The 11,958-nt window shown below is 60.1% G+C and carries 10 protein-coding genes and 1 pseudogene; 3 read left to right on the forward strand and 8 right to left on the reverse strand.

What is annotated here, in order from left to right:
* Positions 1–188 precede the first annotated feature (188 nt).
* On the forward strand, positions 189–500 hold the full coding sequence (locus tag A6U98_RS12330; RefSeq protein WP_064650099.1) for a hypothetical protein: 312 nt from the start codon (positions 189–191) through the stop codon (positions 498–500).
* A 587-nt stretch (positions 501–1,087) separates the two neighbouring features.
* Here A6U98_RS12330 and A6U98_RS35835 read toward each other — a convergent pair.
* Both A6U98_RS35835 and A6U98_RS12335 read right to left on the reverse strand, forming a co-directional pair.
* Positions 1,088–1,246 carry a hypothetical protein gene (locus A6U98_RS35835; RefSeq protein WP_245304527.1) on the reverse strand — a complete coding sequence of 53 codons (159 nt, stop codon included), beginning with the start codon at positions 1,244–1,246 and terminating at the stop codon, positions 1,088–1,090.
* Positions 1,247–1,338: 92 nt separating this feature from the next.
* Positions 1,339–1,635, reverse strand: a complete 297-nt coding sequence (locus A6U98_RS12335; RefSeq protein ID WP_064650101.1) for a hypothetical protein — start codon at positions 1,633–1,635, stop codon at positions 1,339–1,341.
* Positions 1,636–1,971: 336 nt separating this feature from the next.
* Here A6U98_RS12335 and A6U98_RS12340 point away from each other — a divergent pair, with 336 nt between their 5' ends.
* On the forward strand, positions 1,972–2,910 hold the full coding sequence (locus A6U98_RS12340) for a sialate O-acetylesterase (protein ID WP_064650102.1): 939 nt from the start codon (positions 1,972–1,974) through the stop codon (positions 2,908–2,910).
* A gap of 2 nt (positions 2,911–2,912) precedes the next feature.
* On the opposite strand, the pseudogene A6U98_RS35840 reads toward A6U98_RS12340, so the two are convergent.
* Both A6U98_RS35840 and A6U98_RS12345 read right to left on the reverse strand, forming a co-directional pair.
* Positions 2,913–3,232 (reverse strand): annotated as a pseudogene (locus A6U98_RS35840) (IS66 family transposase zinc-finger binding domain-containing protein); the annotation flags it as partial.
* Between the two features lie 336 nt (positions 3,233–3,568).
* Positions 3,569–4,459: a LysR family transcriptional regulator gene (locus A6U98_RS12345; protein ID WP_064650103.1), complete on the reverse strand. Its 891-nt coding sequence runs from the start codon at positions 4,457–4,459 to the stop codon at positions 3,569–3,571.
* Between the two features lie 185 nt (positions 4,460–4,644).
* Here A6U98_RS12345 and A6U98_RS12350 point away from each other — a divergent pair, with 185 nt between their 5' ends.
* Positions 4,645–4,860 (forward strand): transcriptional regulator, encoded by a 216-nt coding sequence (locus A6U98_RS12350; RefSeq protein WP_197496386.1) that lies wholly within the window; start codon positions 4,645–4,647, stop codon positions 4,858–4,860.
* Positions 4,861–5,257: 397 nt separating this feature from the next.
* Here the strand turns inward: A6U98_RS12350 and A6U98_RS12355 are convergent, their stop codons facing one another.
* From A6U98_RS12355 to A6U98_RS12370, 4 genes are all read right to left on the reverse strand, one after another.
* Positions 5,258–6,307 carry a class I SAM-dependent methyltransferase gene (locus tag A6U98_RS12355; RefSeq protein ID WP_064650106.1) on the reverse strand — a complete coding sequence of 350 codons (1,050 nt, stop codon included), beginning with the start codon at positions 6,305–6,307 and terminating at the stop codon, positions 5,258–5,260.
* A 176-nt stretch (positions 6,308–6,483) separates the two neighbouring features.
* A complete protein-coding gene (locus A6U98_RS12360; protein ID WP_064650108.1) occupies positions 6,484–7,542 on the reverse strand; it encodes an alpha/beta fold hydrolase in 1,059 nt (352 codons plus the stop codon).
* A gap of 215 nt (positions 7,543–7,757) precedes the next feature.
* A complete protein-coding gene (locus tag A6U98_RS12365) occupies positions 7,758–10,523 on the reverse strand; it encodes a glycoside hydrolase family 2 (protein ID WP_064650110.1) in 2,766 nt (921 codons plus the stop codon).
* A 104-nt stretch (positions 10,524–10,627) separates the two neighbouring features.
* Entirely contained in the window at positions 10,628–11,956 is a 1,329-nt protein-coding gene (locus A6U98_RS12370) for an extracellular solute-binding protein (protein WP_064650112.1), read from the reverse strand.
* Positions 11,957–11,958: the final 2 nt, after the last annotated feature.

Genomic DNA, 11,958 nt, shown 5'->3' on the forward strand with positions numbered 1-11,958 from the left:
GCACTGGTGGGAGCACGCGGCAATCTCCCGATGACCTCGTAAGCCGTTCACCCGGTCGCTTCCACGCGCAGATTTGCGGGTAGCCGACATGCACCCATCGTCGCAGCATCTGCGCATGCGATCGTATGCGGTCATTGTCCTGATGGCGCCGGGCAGATCGCTTATCGACGAGAAGGGAGACAACGACGGTGGCACGCAAAACCATTGGGGAACGGCTGGCGCAGCTGGAAGCCCAGCGAAAGACATTGCAGATCCGGCTCAGCAAGCAGGAACGCGCCATCGACACACGCCGCAAGGTGTTGATCGGCGCACTTGTGCTGCATCGGCTGGAGAATGATCGCGATGTTCACATCGGCGGAGGACTGGCAGCCTGGCTCAGATCCGAACTGCCAAGATTCCTCACCCGCGATGGCGATCGGGATCTGTTCGACGATCTCCTAAAGCCTCAGGCAAATGAGCCGTCTCTCGGCAATGTCGGCAACGGGAGCGCTTCATCATGATCCATGCCAACGAGATCAAGACTGCCTTCGCAAACATGATGCGCCTGGCGGCCCGCGATCAGGGCAATCTTGAACGCTTGCGTCGCGCGGCCGACTTTCCTGTCTGATTGCCGCCCGTGCTTGAGCTGTCAAGCTTTCGCCTGAGGATTCGCGAAAATTGGGCTGGGTCCCCGCCAAAATGCTAACGCAACTTGACCTTTAATAGCCGGGCGATGCGGTGTGTTCCACCGCAAAGGCTTCCATGGTCCAGAGGAGTCTCGTGTCTGCCTATGCATGCCTGAATTGATGGAGATTTCCCGCCGCGCATGTGGACTTGGTCGTCGTGGTCTGGCGTAGCGGCGGCGGTGGTGACCTGGGCTGCAGCGGGCAGTGTTGCAAGTGGCGACACGCTGAGTGACAGCGCGGCCACGAGCATTGTGAGATGGTTGCTTTTCATGATCGATCTCCGAGATTTTCGGGCACGCGGTGCCGCCACGCATTCTCATGCGCCGCATGCGTGCCCTGATTGTTTGATTGTAAGGGGCGGCTGGATCCGCCCAATGGTCACTCGATGACCTGGATGACCGTCCGTGAGGAAGGTTCGACGATCACCCGCTGATCGTTGACGCCGATGGAGCTCCGACCAGGCCGCCAATCGCACCCGTCGCAGCACCGCCTACTGCTCCTGTTACCGTCGAAGACTGCGCAAAGGCAGAGGTCGATGCCAACATGATGCCGGCGGCAATTCCTACTGCTTTGCTACTCATCTACGTTTCCTCCGTTGATGCAGTTGGTTCCGCTGGACAACCAAAGCGTAATATGGAGGAAGTGTTCCAGAGATAAGACTTCACGCGGGGGTTCAGTCGGACCTTAGCCCCAGCCCGTTTAACTGCCCTTGGCTGAAACGGCTTAGCATCCGGTCCAGGACGGTCTCCTGACCGACGATCATCGTTGCGAGTGAGATGATTTTGTCGCGGTCTGCGAACTTTGTTATGTAGCCTTCAAGCACAACGACGGGGCCTAGCATCCTGATCTCGATCGCACTGGTGTCAATGTCAGTTTCGGCGGAAAGAGCTGCTGATATCGTTGCGATGGTGGCAGCCGCAACATGGCCTTCCGAACAGCACTCTTCATGATTGTTGGGCCCGAATTTCATACACTCCTCCTGTTCCGCCCCTCAACGGACCTTCACGTTAACTCAAAACCAATATGAGCAGTGAGACCTAGGGTCGCTAGTCCGACTTAGGTCCGGCTTTCCCTCGGCACAATCGGGCCTAGATTGTCCTGATGCTTGTTGAAAGGACGTCAGGGAGGTTTTAGCGGTGTTGTTGACTCCGGTCTGAACCTTCCTGATTAGTTGCTCACTCGTCGATCCGTGTTGGAAACGAAAACAATGCAAAGAGCCGCATGGGGATTGGCGCGGCATGGCTGGAGCAGCCTTGATCGGTCCGGAAGGCTCCATGTCATCGGATGATGTTTGAAAGGTAACGACATGCGCAAGACAATGGCAGTCGGCGTGGCTGCCTTGATCGCCGTGTACTTTCTGGGCGGCATGAGCGCGAGACATGAGATCTTTCCTTGGCCCCAACTTTCCGCGCTGAAGAAGATGGTCGGCGGAGAGAAGGTGACGGCTCCAAGCCGTTATACGTTCGACGACAAGGAACGACTGGTCGGGGATGAATCAAAAACGCTTGTGGCCTGCCCGCCGCAGACTGACCGAACTGCCGTCTTACTCATTCTTGGCCAATCGAACGCGGCCAACTACGGTGGACAGCGGCACCGGTCGATGTATGGCGCTCGCGTTGTAAACGCCTTTGACAAACGCTGCTTCATCGCGGCGTCGCCCCTTCTTGGATCGACCAATACGAGGGGAGAGTATTGGACGCTTCTTGGGAACAATTTGATCGCATCGGGTCAAAATGACAGCGTCATCCTCGCACCTCTCGCATATTCCGGATCTGAGATCGCACGATGGGCGGCAGGTGGTGACTTCAATCCCGTGCTGGTCGATACAGTGAAACAGCTTCAGGATTCCGGTTACCGGATAACGAACGTCCTCTGGGTGCAAGGAGAGGCGGACCTCGTTATGGGCACCACTGCGGAGGCCTACCAGGAACGTTTCATGTCGATGGTTGACACGTTGCGTCAGCACGGCGTCGACGCACCCGTTTACATTTCGATTGCATCGAAATGCCTCGAACCGAGCAACGGCGGCTTCAAGGAGCATATTCCAGACAATGCGATCGTACGGGCGCAACTGGCCCTGTCAAAAAGCGGCCACGGTATCCGAGAGGGAGTAAATTCTGATGCGTTACTCGATGGAGACGACCGCTACGACGATTGCCATTTCGGGGGCACAGGCGGGGAGAAAGCGTCCCGAGCCTGGCTGAATCTTCTGCGCGGCGATCGCCCTCTGGAAACCTCGCGATAGTCAGGCGTTGGAGCCTGAACAACGCTGTCGGACAGGCCCGGCAGGCGTATTTGGGACGGCGGTGACGAGGACGCGTGCACTGCGCTGGAACGACGCCCAACCGTTCGGACACGTCCTCGCCAAGCCATGCAAGCCTCCACCGCAGAGCAGATGGGGCTTTCCGGCTCGATGATCTCATCGATCGAGGAAGATGGACGGGAAAGAGCGCCGCGATTGGCGGCGCGTTTGGGGTGCTGCTTGCCTGAAGGGCTATCGGCCTCGGCTCTGCATGAACGGCCGCGATAGCTGTCTCAAGGTCTTCCACCGCGAGATCCCTTCGCTTGTCCATGGAAAGGCGATCACAGGTCAGGGCGACGAGAACAATGTGGGAGCAGAAGACGGACCGCTCGATGTTCTATCGCGTGTACGTCGTGAATCAAATGCCGAACTTGCGACTGTCAGCACTTCTTGTTCTTGAGATCGTGCCTGCCACGGCAGGCAGCTTCCTCCAAACAATGAGCATACCAGGCGAAGGCGCGTCCGCGCCGGCGCCAGTTCGCGCACGGCTTGACCGGTTAAAAGGGCAGCCGCAGGNAAGCGCCGCTCGCAACGAGCGGAACCCGGGACCGACTGCCCCCGGCAAGCCGTTCCACTTGGGGTGTACCCGTGGCCCCTCGCCTCACCTGCCCGGCCGCGCCAGTGACCTTGCGATATCGACGATGTCATCGCGCGAAGCGGTTGGGTCCTCCTTGTTCCAGGCGACACCGAGCCCGATCCTGAAGTCGATGCCTCTCACCGCCTTCAGCTCGAAGGCCCGGTTCGGCAGGCCCTCGGTCCATTCCGGCGCAAAGCCGATGCCAAGGCCTGCCGAGACCAGCGACACCAGCGAATAGGTGTCGTCACAGCTATAGGCGATGTTGCCGGTCAGATCGTACTCCTCGAACTTCTCGTTGAAGTACCGTTCGGTATAGGAGAGGTTCTTGCGGTTGAAGGCGATGATCCTTTCCGAGCGCAGATCGTCGATGGCGATCTCTGCCTGCCCGGCCAGGCGGTTGGTCCTGGCCACTGCCAGCAGATACCGCTCATGGGCGATCGAGGAGAAGCGAAGTGAGCCGATGTTCTCCACCGGTCTGATGAAGCCGAGATTGATCTGGCCATTTTCCAGGCCGCGGATGATGTCGCCGGTATTGCCGCTTGATATATGGATGCGGATATCCGGGTACTTGCGGGCGATCTTCGCCAGAAACGCCGGCAGCACGCCGGTGGTGGCCGGATAGACGGTGCCGATCCTGATCTGGCGGATGGTCTTGCCGGCCACCGCCCTGGTGATCTCGGCACTCAGATCGACCTCGCTCAGGATCCCGACGCAGCGCTCGTGGAAGATCTCCCCTGCCCTGGTCAATTCCACCCGCCTGGTCGAGCGGATGAACAGCGGACAGCCGAGTTCCCGCTCCAGCGCCTGCACATGGTTGCTGAGCGCCGGCTGGGCGATGCGCACCTTGGCGGCCGCCCGGCCGAAGTGCAGTTCCTCGGCCACCGCGACGAAGTAGGAGAGCTGGCGTAGTTCCATGAATGGCCTGTCCCGACGACGGCTCACGTCGCCCTCGCGCTTCAGCACTGAGCTAGGCTATAGTCGCCGTTGATGAATCAGCTTGCGTGGGAGTTAGCCCACGCAACAATGCATACGACGTACAAATCGCCACGTCAAGGCGATTTCAATATGGGGAAGCGATTTTGTTGCCTATTCAGTGTAAGATGGCTCGGACCGCGCTAGAGATGGGCGTGAAACAACTCGCCGATGCAGCCGCTGTCTCAACAAATACGATCGTGAGATTTGAGCGCGGCGAGGACCTGAAGCCGAGGACAATCGCCGCCATTCGGACAGTCCTGGAGAAGGAAGGGGTTATATTCCTCGATGGCGAGTACTCTGGGGTCGGTGGTCCCGGAATTCGGTTGAAGGCAATGGAATGACGCACGGCAAGTCCATAGTGCTAATCGGAAATTACGAGCGATTCACACCTTTTGTGGTTCGCCGCCTTAGACAAATTGAAAGGCCGGTTCCTGTCGATCGAAGTAGCGATAGCTTGAATATTGTACAAGATCGGACACAACGTCTCATCCGGAGCGATCGAGTGTTTTCCGAGCAGGACCGTCGCGTCGGCATCATTCAGCGCATCGCGAATACTTCGACCGGTTAAAAAGGATCATTGTGCAGTTGCCGTCAGACCGGCAATCAGATGCACGGTTTACCGCCGTCGCTGAAAGTTAAGGTGGCCGGCGTGCTCCTGCAAGCCAGCCACCGCACTCGTCGACTTTCCCGACGAGGCTGGGAATGCGGCGCGACATTTCCAACAGAAGGCGCGACCTGTCAGGTTGCCTCGAGGATCATGTTGAGGGGCGTCTGGGCGGCACGCCGGATATGGGTGAAACCGCCTGAGCGGATCACCTCGGACAATCGCCGCTCTCCCGCTTGCGCACCGAGTGCCAGCCCCGTCTCCTGCGCAAGCGAGGTCGGAACGCAGATCATTGTCGAGGCTGAGTAGTAGAGCCGTCCAACCGGATTGATATTCTCCTCCAGCGTATCTCCGGCCATTGGTTCGACCACCATCCAGACGCCGCCCTCTTTTAACGCATTTCGGATATGAGCCGCAGCGGCTTTCGGGTCGCCCATGTCGTGCAAGCAGTCGAAGCAGGTGATCAAATCGAAATCCCGGCCGTCGAAGTCCTGCGCCCGGCCGACCTCGAAGTGCAGGTTCGTCAACCCGTGTGCCTGGGCGTGCGCGGACGCAGCGGCAATCGAGCCTGGATGGAAGTCGTAGCCCACAAACCGGGAATTGGGAAACGCCTGCGCCATCAGGATCGTCGATAGCCCGTGCCCACATCCGACGTCCGCTACCTTCGCGCCCGTTTTCAACCTATCGGTGACACCGTCGAGCGCCGGCAGCCAGTCCTGCACAAGGGCATTGACATAACCTGGGCGGAATAGCCGCGCGACAGCGCAGAACATGCAGCCGGCCTGATCGCCCCAGGCAACGCCTCGGCCGGTTTTGAAGGCGGACTGCACCTTCGGCTGGTTCTCGACCATCGCAGCAGCGGTATCGAACGCGCCGATCAGATTGACCGGGCTGTCCGGCTCGGCAAACACGAAGGCCTGCTCGGGCGTCAGCGAGAACAATCCTCGTTCATGGTGCACATAACCTGAGGCAGCCTGTGCCGCCAGCCACTCGCGCACATAGCGAGGTGCGCATCCTGTGGCATCGGCAAGTTCGTTGGCCTTCACCGGCCCGATCTCCTTAAGCGTCCTATATAGCCCGAGAGCATCTCCGATCCGTACAAGCGGCACGCTGACCGCTCCGCCAAGGTCGCCAAGGACGCGGCCCACGAGTTCATTGAGCGTTGTTTCGTTGATTTCCGTCACGTGAATTCCTCCCGGTCCTCGGATGGCGTCCTGCCATCCGTGACGCTAAGGATGAAGCTTGCCGTCTCGGCGGGCATGAGGCGGTTGTCCCGCGCCTGCGAAGAAATCCCGCTCCTTGGAGGGACACATGTCCCATCGGCATCGGAGGAGGTGTCTATCCACCTGCAGAAGCGGGACTATCGGGAGAGCGCGACGACAATCGCTTGCGAGCGGCTATGCACGCCGAGTTTGCTGAATATCACCGACAGCTGGTTTCGGACGGTCTTTGCACTCTTGCCAAGCCGTTCCGCGATCGCGCGGTTGTCTAGCCCCTCCGCGACGAGGTCGAGAAGGGCTGCCTCGGCGGGTGTCAGACCGGCCTCACTGACCGCACGCGGCCGCATCCACCGATCCTGCCCGAGAAAGGCGGCAAGTTCCGTTTGAAACACGTTCCACGCAGGCTCGTCCGGCAGGAGCACATGGTTCTTGCTCTCAAGCGGCACGAAGCGCGCGCCCGGAATCGCGGCGGCGAGCTTGCAACCCTGGTCGAACGGCACGCGCATGTCACCGCGGCTGTGTGCGATCAACGTCGGGACGCGCAGCATCGCCGCAAGGTCCAGCACATCGATCCCCTGCATCTGCCAAAGCAGTTGTGCGGCAACGTCGGCCGTTGCCGTTTGGCGCTCGAGATCGCCCCACCAGCGATGCTGTTCTGCTGTACCGTCGGGGATAAAGAGATTGGTGAAGAACCGGCAGAACGCCGGATTATCGCGTCCCCAGCCGATGCGAACGAAATTGACAAGGGTCTCGGCTTCCAGCCGCTCTGCCTCGGTCTGAGCTCTGGCGCGGGCACCCTGACCATAGGCGTTCAAAAGCACCAGATGCGATACTCGCTCGGGATACTTGAGGGCATATGCGATGGCGAGCGCGCCGCCCTGCGAAAGACCGAGGAGGACGAAGCGCGGCTCCTCGATCGACGCCGCCACGGCAGCAAGATCTGCGTGCCATGCTTCGACCGAAAGGTCGAAGACATGCCGGTCCGACAGACCGCAGCCGCGCGGATCGTAGCGCACAAACCGGTTGTGGGCGGACAGCGCCTGGAGCCACGGCCGCCACACCGGGCTTTCGAGATCGTAATCGACATGGCTCAGCCAGTGCGCCGCCCGCAGGATCACCTGGCCCTGCCCGCAAGACGCCATGGCGATACGGGTGCCGTCCTCGGCTGTAGCGAACCGTATGGTCTGACTGAGTTTCATCGGTCGAGAATATCGCAGCCGACGATCGCATAACAGGCCTATCTCCTACGGGATGATTCTCCTGAAAGACAGTGCAGCCTGGGAGGCTCGCTACGAAGTCTTTCGACAAATTTCGCCCGCTTCGGGCCATATACCCGACCGGCGACCTGAGCCCCTCCCGCTAGCGCTTGAGCACGAAGCGAAGTTCTCGCGACCTCTGTCGACTGTCGCTGGGCTCAGGGTCTTGCGGTGAGTGCGAGGAGGCCTTCGTAAAGCGCGGTGGCAAGCGGGTCGACATCCGGTGCCTCCTGGTGGAGGCGGAAGGTCGTCGCAACAAGTTTACCGCGACCGAGCCGCTTTTCGATGATGAAGGCAGCGGGTTTGTGAACCCAGCCGATAACGACGCCGGCGTGCACGCGACCTTGGAATTCCCAGGGACGAAGGCCGGCCATCACTTGGTGCGGCACGACGCCAGTGAAGGACAGGTCGAACAGCGGACCGCCCGGCACATGAGCGAACACACCATCCCGTCGCAGCCAGGAGAAGTTGCCGACCCAATCCCCGCGCCAGATCGATTTGTGACGATTGACGAGATTGTAGCCGGGAAAACTGAAGTATGGCCCGGAAACCATGCCGCCGGCGCCCGGATCGATTTCGATCGACATCGGGCCATCGCGCGGCGGCGCGTCATCGCGCAGACGGCCGGGATCCTTGTCGACGATCTGCAGCACGCGCTGGCCGGAATGGATTGCCTCGACGCGATCGGCATCGATGTCCTTGGTGATGAAGACATCCGCCTCGTGCGGCGACACGCTGACATGTCCAAGGGCTGACAACCTCTCGGAAAGGCTGGCGTCGTTCGAAGCAAAGCGGATGGGCGGCACATCGCGCTTGCCATAGACCGCAAGTGTCTCGGAATTCTGAGACAGCACGCTTCCATCAGGCGCCACGACCTGGAACCGTGCCTTTTGGATCTCGGGCACCGGCACTGCATCTGCTGTTGCGGTGATCGGGGCATTATGAACCTGCATCGGCGCCATGGCCGGCAGCAATATCTCGCCTTTTTCAGCGCCAAATTCCCAGACGAGGCGACTGCCTTCGGGCACGGCTGCTCCGCCGCTCGACACCTTGATGTCGAAGCTGGCCGTCTGCCCTTCATAGACGGCGTGGCGGGCCGCGCCCGGCGCGATGACGAGATCGGAATTGATGGCCGGCAGCGCTTCGGCGAAGACGCGCGGATTGCGTGCCATGTCCATCAATCCATTGCCCTCCCAATGGACATCGGTGAGTTCGGTGATGACATAGCCTCCGATCGGCGCGTGCGTTCGGATGACCTCGATCTCGTATTTGAGGTTCATGTATTGATACCACTGCACCTTCTCGACGAAACGACCGAGATCACCAAAGACTTTCTCAAGAGCGAGTTCGCGGAAACGGGCTTCGATGCCTTGGGGCAGTGCCGTGCCATCCGCCCAGGTGGCACCATAGGCCATCCACCAGGGGTCGCGGCCGTTCTTTTCGCGCAGACGGGCAGGATCGGGTAGACCCCAGACGCCGAACTCGGAGAGGACCAGCGGCTCCTTCCTCGTGCGCACGGCTTCCTTTTCGGTTGAGAAGGTCCAGTCGGCATTGCCTGCGAATTCGCGGCAGAGCCTGTCCCATTCCTCGCGCCGATCCACCGCCGTTCGGTAGAAGTGGTAGTCGTTGATGTCGGTCTTGACGTGGACGTTCGGGAAGCAGGCGGAATTGTCGACAACGAGCCGTAGCGGGTCTTCCGCACGCAGCCAGTCGACCATGTCGGAAATCCATTGCCGCTGTTCGGCCGCCTCGCGCAGCCGAGTTCCCCAATCTTCATTGATCAGGGTCCAGATTGCGATGGATGGGTGATTGCCGTCACGGGCGAGAATACCTTCCATGGTCGTGCGCAGGCGCTCGGCGGAGGCCGGGGTGAAGGTCTCGATATTTGGAATTTCGCTCCAGATCAGCATGCCCAGCCGGTCGGCGACCTCGTAATAGCGCGGGTCCGGCACTTTGATGTGGCAGCGCAGGCAATTCAGTCCCATTGCCTTAGCCTTGCGCAACTGGTCTTCGAGCAGGTCGAGCGAGGGCGGTGCGCCGAAACCATCGGGATAGTAATCCTGATCGAGCGCGGCGCGCAGATAAAGCGGCTTACCGTTCAGATGCAGGAAGCCGTCCTGGGCTTCGAAGCGGCGAAATCCGAAACTTTCCTGCCGGCTGTCGATCTCGACGCCGTCGGCACTGAGGATCGTTGTGATCGTATAGAGGTTCGGGCTGTCCGGCGACCATGGCGCGACGGCGTCGAGCTGAATCGAATGTTTGAGGGCATGTCCCGCGGCCGGAATGTTTCCGGTAAAGACGGGCATGCCCTGCGGATCGATGATCTCGATTTTCAGCGAGCCTGCAACCATGCTGGCGAAGTGGGCTTTAAGATCGAGCCTGGCTTCCGGCCAAATCGGGTCGAGGCGAAGCGACGAGATGTGAGCGGGATCGCGGGCCTCGATGAGGACGGACTGCCAGATGCCGCCTTGCGGGCCATACCAGCTCTGCTTGCCATGCGGGATCTCCGCAAAATCGGCGCCACTCTCGTTGCGATGAGCATCCGGCAGGCAGGCCAGGACCTCGACGGTATTCTCCGCCTTCAAGAGAGCAGGTGGGATCACGAATTCGAAAGGAAGATAACCGCCTTCGTGACGACCGATCTCAGTGCCGTTGATGAAGACAGTGGCCAGATCGCTGACGGCACCGAAGCGGATGGCGATTTCCCGAGCCGACCATTCTACAGGGAGCGTGAAGGTCCTGCGATAGGTTGCCGATCCGAAGCTGACGGAGAGATCCTCGAAACAAGCCTGCCAGTGCGCCGGCACCTTTGCATGCCGCCATTCACGATCGGTCTCGTGGCGGAACTCCCAGCTCCCATCAAGAGAAAGCGTTTCGCGGAGCGGCGTGTTCGCTGGGGCGAGCGACTGGGAATAGGCGTTCATCGGTTGTCCTTGGAAGATCGGCTTTTTCGATTGGAGTTCCGGGATACGCACGGCGTGGCGCGTATCCCGGCGGGAGACCAACCCCTCAGGAGGGGTTGGAGGAACTAGCGATTGCGACGCAGGACGCGCTCGACGCCGGCCTGCATCGCTTCAAGCGTTGCCTGCGGATCGGTGCCGGTCAGCCACATCGCGTTCAAGTCGGTGATCATCGCGTTGTAGACCGCACGCTGGTTCTGGATCTGCGGCAGCGACGTGGCATTTTTGGCAGTGTCGGCAAACTCGGCGCGGTGCGGCAGGGCCTTGAACTCTTCGGAATTCAGAACCGACTGACGAGTCGACAAATGGCCGGTACGCGACCACTGGAAACTGTTGTCGCTCAGAAACTTCAGGAAGGCGAGAGCGGCTTTCGTCTTGTCTTCGCTGCGACTGTCATCTTTCGGAATGACCCACATATGGCTGTCGGCCCAGACGGACGGCTTGGCGTAGAGTTGCGGCACATTGGCGACGCGATAGTCCTTGAGGGCCACTTTGCCGGCCTTGGCCTGGGTATCGTAGTTGTCGACGCCCCAGGTGCCGTTGATCAGAATCCCGGTTTCGCCGTTGAGGAACGCCTGTTCGGAGCCGGGATAATCGAGTGCCGGATTGGCAAGGCCTTCCGAGAATATCGATGAGATCAGCTTGGCAGCGTTCAGCCCTTCCGGTGTATTGATGCTTGCCGTCTTGCCGTCGGCGGAGAGAACATCGACGCCCTGTTGCCAGAGAAGCGTGTCGAACAGGCGCACCATCATGCCTTCCGAGCTTTGGGCTTCCGAACCGATATAGTACTTGCCGGTCGCTTCCTTGAACTTCTTGCCCTGCTCGAGCAGTTCCTCGGGCGACTTCGGCAGGATCGGCGAGCCGTCTGCGTTGACAAGGCCCGCCTTCTTCATCAGGTCCATGTTGACGTGGAAGAGCAGCGCATGAAGGTCGTATGGGAGGGCATAGATTTCATTCTTGGCGGTAGCGTTCTTCAGCGCCGCCGGTACGAAGTCGTTTGTCTGGATACCGAGATCGGCAATCGGCTTGGTCAGCGGCGTCAGGAGATCCCGGTCGGAAAAATTCGGCATCACCGAGGCGTGCATGACGGCGACATCAGGGATGTTGCCGGTGGAATATGTCGCGGTCAGCAGGTCGTAATAGGCACCCCATTCGGCCGTCTGGGTGACGACCTTGGCGCCGATGGTGTTTTCTGCGTTGAACTTGTTGGTGAGCGCGGTGATGATGCCGCATTCGCCATTGGCCTTGGTGACGTCTGTCACCGCGCCGTATTCGCCTTGGCAATCGCCGAAGAAGCGGAAGAACGAGATGTCGACTGCTTGGGCTGATCCTCCCCAGAGCGCGGTCATCAGTGTCGTGGCGAGCGCCAGACGTTGCAGCATTTTCGTCTTGTGCATCA

The organism is Rhizobium sp. WYCCWR10014 (genome assembly GCF_001657485.1).
GTDB lineage: Bacteria > Pseudomonadota > Alphaproteobacteria > Rhizobiales > Rhizobiaceae > Rhizobium.